The sequence below is a fragment of the Streptomyces sp. NBC_00178 genome (genome assembly GCF_036206005.1).
GTDB lineage: Bacteria > Actinomycetota > Actinomycetes > Streptomycetales > Streptomycetaceae > Streptomyces.
Window position 1 is genome coordinate 4,258,043 of sequence record NZ_CP108143.1, and the last position, 17,986, is coordinate 4,276,028.

Sequence of the window (17,986 nt, forward strand, 5' to 3'; positions counted from 1 at the left end):
TACGGGCGGGAGAGTGCGGGGGTGCTGAGGGCAGGACTAATGTGCTGGGTAGCCACGGGATCGCCTTTTCGATCGTGCGGTGAGACCCCGGCCGGTGCTGCTAACACCGCGTCGGGGTCGTTCGTTTGGTCGCACCGTAAGCAGTCGTGACGCTTCGCCGCAAGCTGGTCACGATTAGTCATACTTGCTGGCCGTGACGGGGAAGGGTGGTGGGGGAGGTTTCCCAAAACCCTTCTTTTCCCTACCGGTTACAAGAAGGCGCTCGAACCCCGGCGCCCGAGTCCCGTCCCTCGCATCCCGAAGCCCGAGCTTCGGGCGGGGCCTCGATCTCGTACACCCTCAAGAGTGAACCGGCCGTTCCCGGGGCTCGGGACGCGGGACGCGAGATCCGGGCATCGGGGGCGAGCGGACGGAGCAGTCACGCTCCGAAGGAGCCGGACCTGACGGCTTCGACGAAGGCCGACCAGCTCGCCACGGACATCACCATGGCCGGACCGTGGGCGACCTTGCTGTCCCGGACGGGGACGGCGTCGTGGCCGCGGGCGACTTCGAGGCATTCGCCTTGGTCGCCCCCGCTGTGTGTCGACTTGAACCAGCCGTCGAGGACGGATGCGTCGGCGACAGCGCGTTCACTGCTGACCATGATCGTGTTCCTCCGCTGCAGCCCGGACCAGGGCCAGTGATTCGTCCTGCGACAACGCGTCGCTCAGCGAAAGAGCGTAGGCCGTGTGACTGGCACTCACCAGTGCCGGGTCGTCCATCAAGTGCCCGGTCTTGAAGCCCTCGACGTAGGCCACGGGTGCGGAGTCGGCGAAGTTCAGCAGGGTGACCAGGCTCTGGAGCAGGGCGTGTGCGCCCACCTCGAACGGGACGATGTGAAGCCTGATGCGTCCGGCGTCGGCAAGCCTCGCGATGCTACGCAGTTGCTCCGCCATCACGGCCGGCCCTCCGATGCGGCGCTGCAGAACTGCCTCGTCGAGCAGCGTCCACACGACGGGGTTCAACGGGCCGTCGAGCACTCGGCCGCGCTCCGTTCGAATGACGACGTCCTCGTCAAGTTCTTCGCGTCGGTGGTTCGGCCGGTAGGCGCGGAAGAGCGCACGTGCGTAGTCCTCCGTCTGCAGGAGGCCGGGCACGAGAGCGAGGCCGAACTGCCGGATCTCCGTGGCCTGTCGTTCCAGTTCCGCCACCGCCGCGAAGTGGTCGACGAACTTGGTGTCCAGATCCTCCAGCCACCGCGCGAAGAAGCCGTCCGTGTCCAGCGCCCGGTCGATCCGCTGGGCGTCGTCCGGATTCGGCAGGCGGCGGCCCGCCTCGAAGTGGCTGATGAGCGTCGGCGAGCACACGATCTGCTCGCTCAGCGCCTCCTGGGTCAGGCCTGCCGAGGTGCGCCTGAGCCGCAGCTCCTCGCCGTACTTCGTTCGTGCCGTACGTGGCCTGTGATGCGACGCCATGCGACCAACTCCCCGGGATGACAGGCGCGCTGTCAGGTGCGAACACCTGGAAGCGTATCGACGAGCGGCCCCACGCTGTGAAGAGTTGAGGACGGAGCGTAGCCGCGCCCGAGGAAAGCAGGCAGACATGAGCAAGCGCCCGTATCAGGCACCCACGCACGGACGGGGTGCTGCGGCGTGAGGGCGAGTGCCGGAAGTGCGCGGTTGCTCCCGTGGACGACGGCGAGCGGCGATCCCTGCTATCTCCTCGGGGACGGGGCGGGCAAGGTGTCCCGGATGGCCGACCGGGTCGAGGGCGCACAGCTGTCCATGGCCGACGAACTGCTCGGCCACGCGGCGGACATGCTCGCCGACCGGCGGTCGACGAGTGCCCAGGTGCACTATCTCGCCTGCCGTCTGGCCGAGTCGCTGCACGACGTGCGGCGCGTGGCCGAGAGCCGGGGCCGACGGCTGGATGCCACTGTGAAGGATCAATAGCCGTGTCGTGACCGGTGGTTCGGGGCCGGCCGCCCCTTCAGCGGTCGGCAGGTGTCCCGTGTACCACCGGCATGCGCCGCTGCACGCCCGAAGCGCTCCGCCAAAGGGTTGATACCGCGTCAATTCGCTTGGTGGGAGCTCACTCCGATGGGTCAATTCAGGTATCCGCCCCCACGGGCGACGGCCCGTCGAGGCCCTGCGGGAAGTCGCGCTCCCGGGCTGACTCATCGCGTCCGAACGGGCCTTCACGGATCACATCTGCCGTCGGCCGAACGCGTCGGCCTGGGCCGGTTCGGGACGTCCGCGCATCCGAACACCCGGTCGCCGCTCGGAGTAGGCGTCCGAGTGAGAGGAAACCGTCATGCCCATCAGCCCCAACCAAGGCTCCACCGGCGGTGGAACGACCATCACCATCACCGGCGTGAATCTGTCCGGTGCCACCGCCGTCCACTTCGGGTCCCGGACGGCCACGATCACCGCGAACACCCCGACCTCGATCACCGTCATCACCCCCGCGGGCTGCGGCGTCGTCGATGTCAGCGTGACGACCGCGGGAGGGACCAGCAACTCGCTCGCCTTCTTCTACATCAGCCCGCCGATCGCGGTGTCCATCAGCCCGGATTCCGGTCCCACCGCAGGCGGCAACACGGTCACCGTCGACGGCTACGGCCTCTCCACTGCCGCCACCGTGTCCTTCGGCTCCAACAGCGCGACCCCGACGGTCGTCTCGGACAGCCGGCTGTCGGTGGTCGTTCCGGCCGGCAGCTCCAGCGGCTCCGTCGCCGTCACCGTCACCACCACGGGTGGCACGACCGCTCCGCTCACCTACGCCTATGCCGACGCGCCGACACAGAGCTCGCTCACACCCGCCTCCGGACCGGCGTCCGGCGGCACCTCGGTGACCGTCACCGGCACCGGGCTGGCATCGACCACGGCTGTCACCTTCGACGGCGCCACCGCGTCCTTCGCGGTGCTGAACAGCGCCACGCTGGTGGCTGTCGCACCGCCCGGCACCGTGGGCTCCGTCGATGTCGTCGTGACCACCGACGGTGGCAGTGCCACGGCCGTCGCAGGCTTCACCTATGTGTCCGGCCCCGGCATCTGACGGCGGCTCGCAGGCACAGCCCCGCACGGCTCGGTGTCCTCCCGGTCCACCGGCCCGTGCCCAGCGGAAGCGGTGGGAGCCCGCGTACGCCCGCCCTCATCGCTTCCGTGCCCCAGCCCGCGGCCCAGTCAGGCCGATTACACCCCCTGGAGTCACCGTGGCCCCTCCCGTCCTCACCTCGGTCGCACCCAACACGGGTCCGGCAGCGGGCACCAATCCCGTGACCCTCAACGGAAGCCAGTTCACGGGCGCCATCGCCGTCATGTTCGGATCCGCGGCCGCCCTGTCGTACACGGTCAGCACCCCGTCGACGATCACGGCGACCGTCCCGCCCGGAAGCGGCACGGTGAACGTCACCGTGCGCACACCGGCCGGGCTCAGCAACACGATCGCCTACACCTACGCGCCCACGCCCTCTCTCAGCGCGATCGCGCCGAACCAGGGCCCGACGTCAGGCGGTACCGGCGTGGTCCTCACGGGTACGGGCCTGACGGGGGCCACCGCCGTGACCTTCGGCAGCACCCCAGCGACCTCCTACACCGTCAACTCGGCCACCCAGATCACCGCCGTCACCCCGGCGGGCACCGGCACGGTGGCGGTCACCGCGACCACCCTCGGCGGCACCTCGGGGCCGGTGTTCTTCTCCTACGTCAACGCGCCCTCGCTGCTTTCCGTCTCACCCGCCGCGGGCCCGACGTCAGGCGGTACCGGCGTGGTCCTCACCGGTGCGGGCCTGACGGGGGCCACCGCCGTGACCTTCGGCAGCACCCCAGCGACCTCCTACACCGTCGACTCGGCCACCCGGATCACCGCCGTCACCCCGCCCGGCACCGGCTCCGTCGCGTGTACCGTCACCGGTCCCGGCGGCACCAGCAACTCCGTGATCTACACCTATCTGGCGGCGCCCACACTCACCGTGCTCTCTCCCGCGCAGGGGCCGACGGATGCCGGCACCTCGGTGACCTTGACGGGCACCGGGCTGAGCACGGCATTCGCGGTCCGGTTCGGCAGCGCACCGGCGGCCTTCACCGTGGTGTCGGACACGACCGCGGTCGCGATCGCGCCGGCGGGTTTGGCGGGTCCGGTGCCGGTGAGCGTGACGACATCCGGGGGCACCAGCAACTCGCTCGCCTACCAGCGCGTCGCGCCTCCCTCGATCTAGCCTTCTGCACCCGGCCCAACCGGCCTCGCCGGCCCCCGCCGCCGGCCCGCTCCGGTCCATTCGGGGGAGCCGGTGACTCGGGTGGGTCCGCCGGTACCCGCGCCTCCCGCCCGAGCCGTCGGAAGTGACCTAGGGTCACGGTCCGAAACGTCGGGCGAACCCCCGCCCGACGATCAGACCGGGGAGGCACTCTCAGTGAAATCGTGTCTTGCGCGCAAAGTCGGAGTCGTGATCGCCGTGGCGGCGGCCACGGTGCTGTCCCTCGCTCCCTCGGCCGCGGCCGCCGATCCGTCGTCGACCACGGTCCAGGCCACGCCCTCCTCGGCGGCGACCGGGCAGCTGGTGACCCTCGACGCGACGGTGACCTGCGGCTCCGACCCGAGCGGCGGCCTCGGCGTGTCGTTCTTCGACGGTCCGGACCTCCTGGCGACGGCGCCCGTCTCCGCCGACGGACACTCGACACTGACCACCGGTTTCACGACCACCGGCACACACACCATCACCGCCGCCTACAACGGCGACGACAGTTGCGACGCTTCCAACGGCACCACCACCGTCACCGTGTCACAGGCGCCGTCTCCCCCGTCGGGCAACCCGGGCTGCCTGCTGTGCGGGCTGATCGGCTTCCAGGTCGGTGACGTCCACAACGAGGTCAACGTCAACAGCCGGAACGTGACGCGCATCCACAAGTGAGCCCGGCCCACCGGGCGCCGAAGGGGCGGGGGACGCCACGTGCCGTGGTGCCCCCGCCGCGAAGTCCCCCAAGCAGGACCGCAGCCGCGCCACCCGCCAACGGCTGCTCGAAGCCGCGGTCGCCTGTCTCGCCGAACACGGCTGGGCGGGCTCCACTGGACGAGACCCTGGGGCGAGCGGGGGCCGGTCACGCATCCCGCCGGGCGGGCGCGGCCGATCCATGACGGCCCGGCACCGAAGTGCCCTAGAGTCGCCGCATGCGGCGGAGGACGGGACTCGCGGCGGCCGGGATCGCGGCCCTGGTCTGGGGCGAGTGGCTGAACCGGCGCTGGTCCCGCGCTCTCGTGGGGAACAGCGAGGGCGAGTCCGAGGCAGTGGTGGTCCTGGGGTACCGGAATCCGCAGACGACGGCGAACGTGATCAACCGCTGGCGCGTCCGTGCGGGCGTCCGTTCCCTCACACGTGACGGTGCGCGGAAGGCCCGACTGATCTTCAGCGGGGGCGCGGTCGGCAGCGACGCCGCGGAGGCCCGGCTGATGGCCGACTACGCGACGTCGGTGCTCGGGTTCGACGGCACGGTGCTCATCGAGGACCGGAGCAGGACGACGTGGGAGAACATCACGAACGTGATCCCCATGGTCGAGGACGTCGACCGCATCAAGATCGTCTCTCAGCCGGCCCACGCGCTCAAGGCACGCGCGTATCTGCGGCGGCAGCGCCCCGACCTCGCGGCGCGGCTGGTGCGCGGCGAGGACCACCGGCCCGGCGAGTGGATGCTCGTCAAGCCGCTGCTGGCCCTGTACGGACTTCGGACACTGCGCGGTCTCACCGCCGATGAGCGGAAGGTCTCACGGGCCCCGCGACGGGGCCCGTGAAGTGCCGGTCACCGGAGGGAGGGAGGGAGGGCGAGGCGCGCGTGCCGTGGCGCCTCGCCCTCCTCGTGGAACGACCCCCGTCAGTTCCCCAGGTCCGCCAGCTGGTCGTAGCCCGGGATCGAGCGCGGGTCGCGGGTGCCCGGGCCGACGTACGTCGCCGAGGGGCGTACCAGGCGGCCCGTGCGCTTCTGCTCCAGGATGTGCGCCGACCAGCCCGCGGTGCGGGCGCAGCTGAACATCGACGTGAACATGTGCGCCGGGACCTCGGCGAAGTCCAGGACGATCGCCGCCCAGAACTCCACGTTCGTCGCCAGCACCCGGTCCGGGCGGCGGGCGTGCAGTTCCTCCAGGGCGGCCTTCTCCAGCGCCTCCGCCACCTCGAAGCGCGGGGCGGCCAGCTCGCGCGCCGTGCGCCGCAGCACGCGGGCGCGCGGGTCCTCGGCCCGGTAGACGCGGTGGCCGAAGCCCATCAGACGCTCGCCCTTGTCCAGGGCCTGCTTCACGTACGCCGTGGCGTCGCCGGTCCGCTCGATCTCCTCGATCATGCCGAGGACCCGGGACGGGGCGCCGCCGTGCAGCGGACCGGACATCGCGCCCACCGCGCCGGAGAGCGCGGCCGACACGTCCGCGCCCGTGGAGGCGATGACCCGGGCGGTGAAGGTCGAGGCGTTCATGCCGTGCTCGGCGGCCGAGGTCCAGTAGGCGTCGACGGCCTTCACGTGCTTCGGGTCCGGCTCCCCGCGCCAGCGGATCATGAACCGTTCGACCACGGACTCCGCCTTGTCGATCTCGCTCTGCGGAACCATCGGCAGGCCCTGGCCGCGGGCCGACTGCGCCACGTACGACAGGGCCATCACGGCGGCCCGCGCCAGGTCGTCGCGCGCGGTCCGCTCGTCGATGTCCAGCAGCGGTTTCAGACCCCACACCGGGGCCAGCATGGCGAGCGCGGACTGGACGTCGACGCGGATGTCGCCGGAGTGCACCGGGATCGGGAACGGCTCGGCGGGCGGCAGGCCGGGGTTGAACGCCCCGTCGACCAGCAGACCCCAGACGTTGCCGAACGAGACGTGTCCGACGAGGTCTTCGATGTCGACGCCGCGGTAACGGAGCGAGCCGCCCTCCTTGTCGGGCTCGGCGATCTCCGTCTCGAACGCGACGACTCCTTCAAGTCCGGGTACGAAGTCGGACATCGGGCGGCTCCCTCGGATCGGCGGCTGGATGACGGCCACGAAGGCCTGTGCACGATACTGGCGGGTACCCACGACGCGGGGAAGGGTGACGTCCGGCACAGCCTCCCGGCCCGCCCTCCGGCGATCTCGCCCTGTCCGCCGGGAACAACGGCCCGCTGCGGCAGGATGGCCCCGTGCCCACAGCTGATGCCACTCCGTCCTCCGCTTCCGCCTCCTCTCACGCCTCTGCATCCGATTGCACCACCGATCCGGCCGTGATGCGCGAGCAGTACCGTTCCGAGGACTTCACCGAGAAGGACCTCGCGGCCGACCCCATGGACCAGTTCGCCCGCTGGTTCGGCGAGGTCGCCCGGGGCGGTGTGCTCCACGAGCCGAACGCGATGGTCGTCTCGACCGCGGCCCCCGACGGCAGGCCGTCCTCCCGCACGGTGCTCCTGAAGCAGTACGACGGCCGCGGTTTCGTCTTCTTCACCAACTACGGGTCCCGCAAGGGCCGCGAACTGACCGCGAACCCGTACGTATCGCTGCTCTTCCCCTGGCACCCGCTGGCCCGCCAGGTCGTCGTCACCGGCACCGCGGCCCGGGTCGGCCGCGAGGAGACCGTCGCGTACTTCCGCACCCGCCCGCACGGCTCGCAGCTCGGCGCCTGGGCGAGCGAGCAGTCGTCGGTGATCGGCTCCCGTCAGGAGCTCGTCGAGCGGTACGACGAGCTGGCGGCGCGCTACCCCGAGGGCGAGAAGGTCCCGGCGCCGCCGCAGTGGGGCGGTTTCCGCGTCGTACCGGACTCGATCGAGTTCTGGCAGGGCCACACGAACCGGCTCCACGACCGGCTGCGGTACGTGCGTGAGGACGCGGGATGGCGGGTGGAGCGCCTCAGCCCCTGAGCTGCGCTCCCGGTCCGTGGGCCCGCTCCCGCCCCGGAGCGGGCCGGGAGCGGCAACGCAGAAACCCGCAGGCTCTGGTCCCTCCTTGCGGAGGAGCCGGCCGGACTTACCGGCGAGCCTGCGGGTCGGTGACTGCTTGGGTTTCGGCAGACAGCCTGCCGAGGTGCACAGTGTGCGACGACGGGCTGTCAGCCCGCAGCCACCTCACGAATCCGATAAGACTGCACTTTTCGGATCACCTCCTTTCAACGTGTACGCACAGCCTAGGAACCGCCCCGCGGCCGCACAAGCGATTTATCCGGGGCCTCGTCCGTACACCCCCCGTCGCGCGTGGACACCGGATTTCCGGGAAGTGGCCGTGCGGTGGCCCACGTTCGAGTTCAATGGTCTGACGTGCGGCAATGCGGAACACGGCGCGGAACACGCCCTGTGGGAGGTGCGGAGTGAGTGCTTCCAGGAGCACCGGGACCACCGACGCGCTCGGTCCCGACGAGGACCCGGAGCGGGAGCCCGTCGCGGCGCCGATCCCGGGGTCGAGACTGCTCGCCGCGCTCCTCGACGGCATGGACGCGGCCCTGTGCGCCTTCGACGCGCAGGGTGCCGTCACCCACTGGAACCGTGAGGCCGAGCGCATCCTCGGCTGGTCCGCCGCCGAGGCCGTCGGGCGGCGGGGCTTCGCCGGCTGGGCGGTGCGGAGCGCGGACGCGGGCGACGTGCAGAAGCGGCTGATGTCGGCCATGGACGCCCCCGGACGGCAGGTCCACGAGTTCGCCCTGCTGCGCAAGGACGGCGGGCGGGTCCTCGTGCGGACCCAGTCGTCGCGGGTGCGCGGCGAGGACGGCCGGCCGGCCGGGGTCTACTGCGCGTTCAGCGAGGTGCACGCGCAGATCGATCTGGAGCGGTCCATCGCGCTCAGCGAGGCCCTCTTCGAGGACGCGTCCTGGGGCGTGGTCCTGGTCGACGTGGACCTGCGGCCCACCGTGGTCAACGCCTACGCGGCCCGGGCGCTGGGCGGCGGGCGCATCACCCCGCTGGGGCGTCCGCTGGGCGAGCTGGTCGTCCAGGGCGTCGAGGACCTGGAGGGCGCCCTGCAGCACGTCCTCGCCGAGGGCGCCCCGTCCGCCCCGGCCGAACTCTGGGTGACCCTGCGGACCGCGGAGGGCGACCGGCGGCGCTGCTGGCGCAGCGGGTTCCTGCGCCTTGCCTCGCCGCTGGCGGAGGAGCCCGTGCCGCTCGGCGTCGGCTGGCTGTTCCGGGACGTCACCGCGTCGAAGCTCGCGGCGCAGGAGGCGGACCGGGTGCGGTTCCGGGCGAACCAACTGCACCGGGCCGCCCGCCAGGCGGCCGAGTGCGAGGACCCGATGGAGGCGGCGACGACGTCGCTGGACTACGCGCTGGCGGGATTCGCCGACCACGTGGTCGTGGACCTGCTGAAGGACCTCGCGACGGGGGAGCGGCTCGTGCGGGCCGCCGCCACACCGTCCGACGCCCCGGGTCCCTGCCTGCCCGTCTCCGGCGGGTCGATCCCGGTGCGCTACGGGACGGGGCACCCGGCCCTGCAGGCGGTGGAGCGCACGGGGTCGGTCCGCGCCGCGGCGCCGGCCGGGTCGGGCGAGTCGTGGGCGGCGGAGCACCGCTGGCCCAGCGACGCGGTGCACGCCCTGTGCGCGGTGCTGCGGAGCCGGGGGCGGACGCTCGGCGTGGTGACGTTCCTGCGCGCCGCGAACCGCAGCGCCTTCGAGCGCCCGGACGTGATGTACGCGGAGAGCGTGGCCATGCGGGTCGCCTCGGCCGTGGACCTGGCGCTGCTGACGGCCGGGCCCGAAGGGGCCCCGGAGGAGCCGTAGGCCGTACGTACCCCGGGGCCCGGCGGCCTGCCGTCTCAGTGGCGGTAGAAGATCCGGTCCCCGTACTCCCGCATCACGCGGCCGTTCCACTCGTGTCCGCCGTCGACGTTGCCGGAGCGGAGCAGCGGCGGCTCGATCCCCCGGGCGACCAGCTCCTCGGCAGCCGTGGCCATCATCGCCTGCATGAGCGCGCTGGTGACGACCGTCGACGCGGGTGCGAAGGGGGCCTCGACGCCGTCCGCCGTCAGCTCCGCGTCACCGACGGCGATCTTGCTGTCCAGGACGATGTCGCAGTGGTCCCGCAGGAACCCGCCCGAGACGTGCCGCGACTTCGTGCCCGTCGTGTAGGCGACGGAGGTGACCCCGACGACCGTGAGCCCCAGCGCGCGGGCGTTCTGCGCCATCTCCACGGGAAGGGCGTTGCGGCCGGACAGGGAGATGATCACGAGGAGGTCGCCGGACCGGGCGGGGCTGGAGTCGAGCACCGCGCTCGCCAGTCCGTCGACCCGCTCCAGCGCGGAGCCCAGGGTGGCCGGCATGACGTCGACCCCCACCGTGCCCGGCACGGCGAGCAGGTTCATCAGGGCGAGTCCGCCCGCCCGGTAGACGACGTCCTGCGCGGCGAGCGAGGAGTGGCCGGCACCGAAGGCGAAGAGCCGGCCGCCCGAGGCGACGGTCTCGGCGATCGCGGCACCGGCGGCCGCGACGGCTCCGGCCTCCTCGTCACGCACCCGCTCCAGCAGGCCGATCGCTGCGTCGAAGAACTGACCGGCGAGCTTGCTGTCGCTCATCGAGGAGGCCTTTCCAGCGGGGGGTGGGGTCCGTGCGGTGCCCGTGTCGCGGATCACGTTGCGGTCTGGACCAGTGGGCTGTCAATAGCGCTCGGGGGCCCGTCCGCCGCACGGGCTTGCGACGGCGGGGCACGGTTGTCGGCCGTATGCGTCAGAATTGGTAAGGGCCATCGCACGACGACTTCATGTCACAGCATCGAGGGGCACGTATGTCCGGACTGATCGACACAACGGAGATGTATCTCCGCACCATCCTCGAGCTCGAAGAGGAAGGCGTGGTCCCGATGCGCGCCCGGATCGCCGAACGGCTGGACCAGAGCGGTCCGACGGTCAGCCAGACGGTGGCGCGCATGGAGCGGGACGGCCTGGTCCAGGTCGCGGGCGACCGCCACCTGGAGCTGACGGAGGAGGGGCGCCGCCTGGCGACGCGGGTCATGCGCAAGCACCGTCTCGCCGAGTGCCTGCTCGTCGACGTGATCGGCCTCGAGTGGGAGCAGGTCCACGCCGAGGCGTGCCGCTGGGAGCACGTGATGAGCGAGGCGGTGGAGCGGCGCGTGCTGGAGCTGCTGCGCCACCCGACGGAGTCTCCGTACGGCAACCCCATCCCGGGGCTGGAGGAGCTGGGCGAGAAGGCCGAGGCGGATCCGTTCCTGGACGAGGGCATGGTCAGCCTGTCCGAGCTCGACCCGGGCGCGGAGGGCAAGACCGTGGTCGTGCGCCGGATCGGCGAGCCGATCCAGACGGACGCCCAGCTGATGTACACGCTGCGGAGGGCGGGCGTGCAGCCCGGTTCCGTCGTCAGCGTCACCGAGTCGGCCGGCGGTGTGCTGGTCGGGTCGAGCGGTGAAGCGGCCGAACTGAATGCCGAAGTCGCCTCGCACGTCTTCGTCGCAAAGCGCTGAACAGCGACGACGTATGCCCCGGCGGGGTGTCGGCACATGCAGGCGCCGGTGCGGATGCACGTGCAGATGTGAGCCGGTAAGCCCGCTTTCTGTTTTCCGCCCGGAATCGCAGCGCCCGGGCGAAACGCGTGCCAGGCTGTGGCCAGGCATATGACCTGAGGGTGCCGGCGGAGTCTGCCGCGCGGTCGGGGAGGGAGCAGGGAATGCGCCCGTCACACTGGCATGTGCGCCGCGGGGCGCCTGCCGGACTTCCCGGTGCCCACGCGGTCGCACGGCGCGTTCCCGCTGCTCCGCACGGCCGCCGGACCCGCCCGCATGATGTCCGGCCCGTGTCCGGCGCCGTCGCGCCGGGCGCGTCCGGCGTCCCGGGCGCGCCCCCGGGGCCACCGCGCTCCTCCTCGCGCCCCCCGGCGTCCTCCCGGCGGCCGGGCCCTCCCGTGAACCCGTTGGTCGCCGCGCACCGGCCCGGCGCCCTTCCGGGCGGCCCGTGGGGGCCGCGCCCCGGGTGTTCGGCAACAGCGGAAGGCCCCGGCGCCCATGGGCGCCGGGGCCGGTCCTCCCCCGCGCTGACCTGGAGCCCCGAGCTCTCGAGGTCAGTCCCCGCGAACCCCTGTCCCCGAGTGGTCCGCTTCCCGCTGAAGGTCTCCCCGGGGCGGCGTGCGTCAATCCTGAACCGCTGTCACTCAAACGTGGGATGTTGCGAGCCGAACACGAGTTTTCGAATAAAGGTTCGATAGCCTGGCGCACACGACCACACGGTGATCGAGGACCAGAAGGGGGTGCCAGAGCCTATGGTGCGGCGCATCGACGTGACCGGAGCCGACGGCGTACGCCTCGCGGCCTGGGAGTTCGCGGATCAGCCCAAGAGCCGTGCCGAGGCCGGTCACGGCGCCGGGATCTTAATGCTGCACGGCCTGATGGGCCGGGCCGCCCACTGGGCCTCCACCGCCCGCTGGCTGTCCGAACGCCACCGCCCCGTCGGTCTCGACCAGCGGGGCCACGGCCGCAGCGACAAGCCGGCGGACGGCCCGTACACCCGGGACGCCTACGTCGCCGACGCCGAGGCTGCGATCGAACAGCTCGGTCTCGCCCCCGTCACCCTGATCGGGCACTCGATGGGCGCGCTCACCGCCTGGCAGCTCGCCGCGAAGCGCCCCGACCTGGTCAAGGCCCTGATCATCTGCGACATGCGGGCCTCCGCGCTCGGGGCCGCCTCGCAGCGTGAGTGGGAGGACTGGTTCGACGCCTGGCCGCTGCCCTTCGCGACCCTCGCCGAGGTGCGGAAGTGGTTCGGCGAGGACGATCCCTGGGTGGAGCGGCCCAACCCCTCGCGGGGCGCGTTCTTCGCCGAGGTCATGGCGGAGAGCGAGGACGGCTGGCGGCCGGTGTTCTCGCAGGAGCAGATGCTCACGTCCCGGGCCACGTGGGTCCACGACGCCCACTGGGAGGAGCTCGCCCAGGTGCGCTGCCCCACCCTGGTCCTGCGCGGCATCGACGGAGAGCTGGGCAGGGCCGAGGCCCAGGAGATGGTCCGCGTCCTGCCGCGCGGACAGTACGCGGAGGTCGCGGACGCGGGCCACCTCGTCCACTACGACCAGCCCGAGGGCTGGCGGAGCGCGGTGGAGCCGTTCCTGGAGCAGCTGGCCGAGGACGTCCGGGAGCACGTCAGTCCCTGACGGCCCCGGCCCCCGAGCGCGTGCGCGAGGCCCGGACTCAGCCCTTGCTGACCGCCGTCAGGATCTCCGGGAGGCGGTCCGCCGTGCGCGGCGCGGCCAGCCGCAGGCCCAGCCACCCGATGAACGTCCCGTACGCCGCGCCCACCGGCAGCAGCAGCCAGAGCCAGTCGTGACGGCCGCCGAGGTGCAGCCAGACCGTCAGCCCGATCACGGGTGCGCTCAGCACGGCCGCCGACACCACGCCCCCCAGGATGGAGATCCAGGCCAGACCCGCCTGACCGGGTGCGACGTTCTTGAACGCGCCGTCCTGCGGGATCGAGTACGGGAACAGTGCCGAGGCCACCGCGCCCGTCGCCAGCATCGCCCCGAGCAGGGCGAACGACAGTCCCATGACCCCGGGCAGCGCCGCCCAGTCACCGAGCACGGCCGCCGTCACCACCGTCACCAGGACCGTGTACGGCAGGGTGATCAGCAACAACGCCAGGGCCCGCGCCCGCAGTTCGGCGTACGCGTCCCTGGTGGACGAGATCGTCTGCGCCACCATCCAGAAGGCCGAGGTGTCCTGGCCGAACTGGTTGTACATCTGCATACCGAGCATCCCGGCCGCGAAACAGGCGACGTAGAGCGACCCGGCCCCCTGCGCCGCGTTGAGCACCGGCACGATCAGCCCGATCGCCAGCGCCGTCACCCAGGACGCCTTGGTCTTCGGGTCCCGCACGACGTACCGGAGACTGCGCTCGACGACCGTGCCCGCGCGCCCGTCCGGAAGCCGCGCGAAGAGCCCCGTACGGCCGGTGCCGGAGCCCGCCCCGGACGGTTCCGCCGCCGCGATGGTCGAGCCGTCCGGCGCGGTCATCAGCTTCACCAGGCTCCGCTGCCACAGCCCCATGAGCAGGCCCAGGGCGAGCAGCGAGACGAGCAGCTGTGCCAGGGCCGTGCCGTACGCCCCGTCGGACGCCGACCCCACCGCGCCCAGTGCCGAGGCCGGGGGCAGCCAGCGCACCAGGTCCGCCGCCGGCTCCAGCGAGGAGAGCCCGCCGGCGCTGCCCAGGCGCTGGGCGCCGTAGTTGACGAACTGGATGCCCACCGCGATCACCAGACCGCTCAGCACGGCGAGGTCCCGGCCCTTGCGCGAGGTCAGCAACCGGACGTTGGCCGTGGCGACGGACCGCGCCAGCGCCACGCACACCAGCAGCGTCACCGGGACGGCGACCACCCCGAACAGGGCGGCCACCGCCCCGTGCGCGACCGCGATCACGGAACCCACGGCCAGGGCGAGCGTGAAGAGCGGCCCGATGCCGATCAGCGAGGCCGCGAGCAGCGCCCCGATCAGCGGCCGGGGGCGCAGCGGAAGCATGACCAGCCGGCTCGGGTCCAGGGTCTCGTCACCGCTCGGGAAGAACAGGGGCATCACCGCCCAGCCCAGGGCGACCACGGCGGTCAGCAGCACCACGAGCGTGCCCGCCTGCGCGTGGCCGCGCAGCAGGACGAGGCCGGTCACCTGGCCCGCCGCGATCAGCAGCGCGGCGACGAGCGACGCGATGTACGCCGCCCGGCGGCCGGACGACTGGCGCAGCCCGTTGCGCAGCAGCGACAGCTTCAGCCGTACGAAGACGGGGACGAGGCCCTGGCCGCGTACCGCCGGGACGGTGGTTCCCGCAGGGGCGTCCAGCACGGTCATCGGGCACCGCCCAGCCAGTCCAGGGACTCGCCCGTGTCCCGCGTGCCCGCCCCGACCAGCTCCAGGAAGGCGTCCTGCAGCGAGTCGGCGTCCCCGCGCACCTCGGCGAGCGTGCCGTGGGCGCGGATCCGGCCGCCGGCCATCACGGCCACCCAGTCGCACAGCGACTCGACCAGCTCCATCACGTGGCTGGAGAAGACCACGGTCGCCCCGGAGCGGGTGTAGCGCTCCAGCACGCCGCGGATCGTCTGCGCCGACACCGGGTCGACCCCCTCGAACGGCTCGTCCAGGAAGAGGACTTCGGGATTGTGCAGCAGGGCCGACGCCAGCCCGATCTTCTTGCGCATCCCGGTCGAGTAGTCCACGACCAGCTTGTGCTGGGACCCCGCCAGGTCGAGGACGTCGAGGAGCTGGGTGGCCCGCTTGTCCACCTCGGCGCCCGGAAGTCCCCGCAGCCGGCCCGTGTACGCCAGGAGTTCACGGCCCGAGAGGCGCTCGAACAGCCGCAGCCCCTCGGGCAGCACGCCGATCCGGGACTTCACCTCGACCGGGTCGCGCCACACGTCGTGCCCGCCGACCTCGATGCGTCCCATGTCCGGCCGCAGGAGCCCGGTCACCATCGACAGGGTGGTGGTCTTCCCCGCGCCGTTGGGGCCCACCAGGCCGATGAACCGCCCGGCGGGCAGCTCCAGATCGATCCCGCCGACCGCGACCTGCTCCCCGAACCGCTTCCACAGTCCCTCGACCCGAACGGCGGGCGGTGGCGTGGGAGCCCCGTCAGCCGTGTCCGTCCCGCTCGCGATGTCCACCTGGTCCGGCATGGCACTGCCTTTCGCTATCCCCGCGTGTGGGGACCAGCCTACGAAAGGCGCGTCCTGGCGTCCGCCGCCTCGCGTGCACAGGCGTAGGCGAGCGGGCTGATCAGCTCCTCCGCCTCGGGCAGCCACATGTTGGCGCGGGACGGGCGGCGGGCCCACTGCACGACGCCGCGGGCCGTCCGGGTCGGCGGGCCCGCGATGTACTCGCCCTCGCCGCGCCCCACCAGGCCGACCCCCCGGGCGTCCCAGCCCAGTTGGCGCACCAGCTCCGGCGCCTTCGCGGCACCGCCCGGGAGGACCAGGAACAGCATCCGCCGGTCGGGCGTGCGGGTCACCGGGCCGAGGGTGAGCTCCATCCGCTCCATCCTGGCCAGCGCGAGGAATCCGGCGGCCTCCGGCACGTCGAGGGCGTCGAAGGTCCGGCCGGCCGGCAGGAGCACCGACGACCCGGGCTGCCGCGCCCACATCCGGCGGGCCGCCGCCGCGCTGCCCGTCGCCTGGCCCGCCCAGTCGGCCCGGGTGGGATGGGCCCCGGGCGCTCCGCAGCCGGCGTCCCCGCACGAGCACCGTTCCGTCGCGCCGACGGGCTCGAGCCAGGTGCCGGGGAACACGTCCCAGTGCCGCTCCTGTGCGTACCAGGCAGCGGCCTCCAGTAGCTGTTCACCCCGCTGCTTGGGTACCTCTGCGGCTTCCGTCACTCCGATGGGCTCTTCCACGCACCACTCAACTACCGGCGCGACCTGGGGTTACGGGCGCACGGGCACCCTTCGCGACGGATCGATCCTGCACGCGGGGCGCACAGAGGCATGGGCAGGGGCGCGCGTGGGGCTGCGCACCGATCGGCGGGTAACCACTCGCAGGACTGTGCCAACTCGCCACCGCCCGTACCCAATACAGATGAATATGCGCATTTCTTGTGTCGTGCCGGGCAGTGATCCCAATCACCGGTCACTGCGGTCCCAGGGGGAAAACATGGCAGCCAGGCCTCTCGTCGCCCGCCAGCCGAACGAACGGCTCCAGACGCTCATCCAGGAGGCGGCCTGCTCCAACGCCGGTCTCGCCCGGCGCGTGAACATGGTGGGGGCCGAGCGCGGCCTGGACCTCCGGTACGACAAGACGTCGGTGGCCCGGTGGCTGCGCGGCCAGCAGCCGCGCGGCAGGGCGCCGGGCATCATCGCGGAGGCGATCGGCCGCAAACTCGGCCGCACCGTCACGATCGACGAGATCGGCATGGCCAACGGCAAGAGCCTGGCCTCGGGCGTGGGACTGCAGTTCGCCCCCACCGTCCTCGGCGCGATCGAGCAGGTCTGCGAACTGTGGCGCAGCGACGTGGGCCGCCGTGACCTGCTGTCCGGGTCGGCGGTGGCCGCCTCCGCCCTGGTCGAGCCCAGCCGCGACTGGCTGATCACCGGTGCGGACCCGCAGGTGGCGAGATCGGCCGGGAGCCGGGTGGGCATGCCGGACGTGGAGGCGGTGCGCGCCATGACCGCCGCGCTGGTCGACCTGGACCACCGCTTCGGCAGCGGACACGTGCGTCCCGTCCTCGTGCACTACCTCAACAGCGTGGTGTCCGGGCTGCTTTCGGGCGCCTACCGCGAATCGGTCGGCCGTGAGCTCTTCGGGGCGGTGGCGCGGCTGACGGAACTCGCCGGGTACATGGCCGTCGACACCGGCCAGCCGGGCCTCGCCCAGCGGTACTACATCCAGGCGCTGCGCCTGGCCCAGGCCGCGGGCGACCGGGCCTACGGCGGATACGTGCTGGCGGCGTCCATGAGCCATCTCGCCGCGCAATTGGGCAACCCGCGCGAGATCGCCCAGCTCGCGCGCGCCGCCCAGGAGGGCGCGCGGGGACGGGTGACCCCGCGCGCGGAGGCGATGTTCCACGCCGCGGAGGCGCGGGGCCACGCGCTGATGGGCGACGCCCGTACCTGCCAGACGTCCGCGGCCCGGGCGCTGGCCGCCCTGGAACAGGCGGACCCGGACACCGGCGACGACCCGACCTGGATCTCCCACTTCGACGCGGGCTACCTCGCGGACGAGCTGGCGCACTGCCACCGCGACCTGGGGCAGGCGGAGCCGGCCGCCCGCCGGGCGAAGGAGGCCCTGGCGGCTCTCCCGGAGTCCCGTGCCCGGCGCCGCGGCATCGGTCTCGTCCTGCTGGCCACGGCGCAGGTGCAGCAGCGCGAGGTGGAACAGGCCTGCCACACGGGTCTGCGGGCGATGGAGCTGCTGGGGACGGTGCGCTCCAGCCGGGGCGCCGAATACCTCGACGACCTCCAGCAGCGGCTGGAGCCGTTCGCGAGCGAGCCCTCGGTCCGTGAATTCGGCGCCAGGCTCGAACTCCAGGCCGCCTGAATCCGCCCCGTGGGCGAGTCGCCCAAGAACAGCGTCGCGGGCGCGCGGCGCGTTACCCGCCCTGTGAAGGGGTGGT

The 17,986-nt window shown here is 72.3% G+C and carries 17 protein-coding genes and 1 pseudogene; 11 read left to right on the plus strand and 7 right to left on the minus strand.

Annotation, left to right across the window (positions count from 1 at the left end):
• Window positions 1–418 precede the first annotated feature (418 nt).
• Entirely contained in the window at window positions 419–643 is a 225-nt protein-coding gene (locus OHT61_RS18630; protein WP_329039911.1) for a DUF397 domain-containing protein, read from the minus strand.
• Window positions 630–1,454, minus strand: a complete 825-nt coding sequence (locus tag OHT61_RS18635) for a helix-turn-helix domain-containing protein (protein ID WP_329039913.1) — start codon at window positions 1,452–1,454, stop codon at window positions 630–632. Before OHT61_RS18635 ends, OHT61_RS18630 begins: the two co-directional genes overlap by 14 nt.
• Window positions 1,455–1,631: 177 nt before the next feature.
• Between OHT61_RS18635 and OHT61_RS18640 the strand changes: the two genes are divergently transcribed.
• From OHT61_RS18640 to OHT61_RS18665, 6 genes and pseudogenes are all read left to right on the plus strand, one after another.
• Window positions 1,632–1,931, plus strand: coding sequence for a hypothetical protein (locus tag OHT61_RS18640; protein ID WP_329039915.1), 300 nt, complete (start codon window positions 1,632–1,634; stop codon window positions 1,929–1,931).
• 361 nt (window positions 1,932–2,292) lie between these two features.
• A complete protein-coding gene (locus OHT61_RS18645; protein WP_329039917.1) occupies window positions 2,293–3,036 on the plus strand; it encodes an IPT/TIG domain-containing protein in 744 nt (247 codons plus the stop codon).
• Between the two features lie 157 nt (window positions 3,037–3,193).
• Complete coding sequence (locus OHT61_RS18650) at window positions 3,194–4,198, plus strand: IPT/TIG domain-containing protein (RefSeq protein ID WP_329039919.1); 1,005 nt, start codon at window positions 3,194–3,196, stop codon at window positions 4,196–4,198.
• A gap of 228 nt (window positions 4,199–4,426) precedes the next feature.
• Window positions 4,427–4,891, plus strand: coding sequence for an Ig-like domain repeat protein (locus OHT61_RS18655; RefSeq protein ID WP_329039921.1), 465 nt, complete (start codon window positions 4,427–4,429; stop codon window positions 4,889–4,891).
• A gap of 49 nt (window positions 4,892–4,940) precedes the next feature.
• Window positions 4,941–5,084, plus strand: a pseudogene (locus tag OHT61_RS18660) (TetR/AcrR family transcriptional regulator); the annotation flags it as partial.
• Between the two features lie 64 nt (window positions 5,085–5,148).
• A complete protein-coding gene (locus tag OHT61_RS18665) occupies window positions 5,149–5,766 on the plus strand; it encodes a YdcF family protein (RefSeq protein WP_329039923.1) in 618 nt (205 codons plus the stop codon).
• 80 nt (window positions 5,767–5,846) lie between these two features.
• On the opposite strand, the gene OHT61_RS18670 is transcribed toward OHT61_RS18665, so the two are convergent.
• Window positions 5,847–6,956 (minus strand): citrate synthase 2, encoded by a 1,110-nt coding sequence (locus OHT61_RS18670; protein WP_329039925.1) that lies wholly within the window; start codon window positions 6,954–6,956, stop codon window positions 5,847–5,849.
• A 257-nt stretch (window positions 6,957–7,213) separates the two neighbouring features.
• Here OHT61_RS18670 and pdxH point away from each other — a divergent pair, with 257 nt between their 5' ends.
• Window positions 7,214–7,840 (plus strand): pyridoxamine 5'-phosphate oxidase, encoded by a 627-nt coding sequence (pdxH, locus tag OHT61_RS18675; RefSeq protein WP_329039927.1) that lies wholly within the window; start codon window positions 7,214–7,216, stop codon window positions 7,838–7,840.
• A 443-nt stretch (window positions 7,841–8,283) separates the two neighbouring features.
• On the plus strand, window positions 8,284–9,687 hold the full coding sequence (locus tag OHT61_RS18680) for a PAS domain-containing protein (RefSeq protein ID WP_329039929.1): 1,404 nt from the start codon (window positions 8,284–8,286) through the stop codon (window positions 9,685–9,687).
• A 35-nt stretch (window positions 9,688–9,722) separates the two neighbouring features.
• Here the strand turns inward: OHT61_RS18680 and OHT61_RS18685 are convergent, their stop codons facing one another.
• Window positions 9,723–10,478, minus strand: coding sequence for an SIS domain-containing protein (locus OHT61_RS18685; protein WP_329039931.1), 756 nt, complete (start codon window positions 10,476–10,478; stop codon window positions 9,723–9,725).
• A gap of 209 nt (window positions 10,479–10,687) precedes the next feature.
• Here OHT61_RS18685 and OHT61_RS18690 point away from each other — a divergent pair, with 209 nt between their 5' ends.
• Window positions 10,688–11,380 carry a metal-dependent transcriptional regulator gene (locus tag OHT61_RS18690; RefSeq protein WP_327115894.1) on the plus strand — a complete coding sequence of 231 codons (693 nt, stop codon included), beginning with the start codon at window positions 10,688–10,690 and terminating at the stop codon, window positions 11,378–11,380.
• A 791-nt stretch (window positions 11,381–12,171) separates the two neighbouring features.
• The gene (locus tag OHT61_RS18695; protein WP_329043314.1) at window positions 12,172–13,056 is read left to right on the plus strand and encodes an alpha/beta fold hydrolase; all 885 of its coding nucleotides are present in this window, start codon (window positions 12,172–12,174) and stop codon (window positions 13,054–13,056) included.
• Between the two features lie 37 nt (window positions 13,057–13,093).
• On the opposite strand, the gene OHT61_RS18700 is transcribed toward OHT61_RS18695, so the two are convergent.
• Genes OHT61_RS18700 through OHT61_RS18710 form a run of 3 tightly spaced genes read right to left on the minus strand, consistent with a single transcriptional unit; the run spans window position 13,094 to window position 16,271 of the window.
• Entirely contained in the window at window positions 13,094–14,737 is a 1,644-nt protein-coding gene (locus tag OHT61_RS18700; RefSeq protein WP_329039933.1) for a transporter, read from the minus strand.
• Complete coding sequence (locus OHT61_RS18705) at window positions 14,734–15,558, minus strand: ABC transporter ATP-binding protein (protein WP_329039934.1); 825 nt, start codon at window positions 15,556–15,558, stop codon at window positions 14,734–14,736. Before OHT61_RS18705 ends, OHT61_RS18700 begins: the two co-directional genes overlap by 4 nt.
• 38 nt (window positions 15,559–15,596) lie before the next feature.
• The gene (locus tag OHT61_RS18710; protein ID WP_329039935.1) at window positions 15,597–16,271 is read right to left on the minus strand and encodes a bifunctional DNA primase/polymerase; all 675 of its coding nucleotides are present in this window, start codon (window positions 16,269–16,271) and stop codon (window positions 15,597–15,599) included.
• A gap of 256 nt (window positions 16,272–16,527) precedes the next feature.
• Between OHT61_RS18710 and OHT61_RS18715 the strand changes: the two genes are divergently transcribed.
• A complete protein-coding gene (locus OHT61_RS18715; RefSeq protein WP_329039936.1) occupies window positions 16,528–17,910 on the plus strand; it encodes a transcriptional regulator in 1,383 nt (460 codons plus the stop codon).
• Window positions 17,911–17,986: the final 76 nt, after the last annotated feature.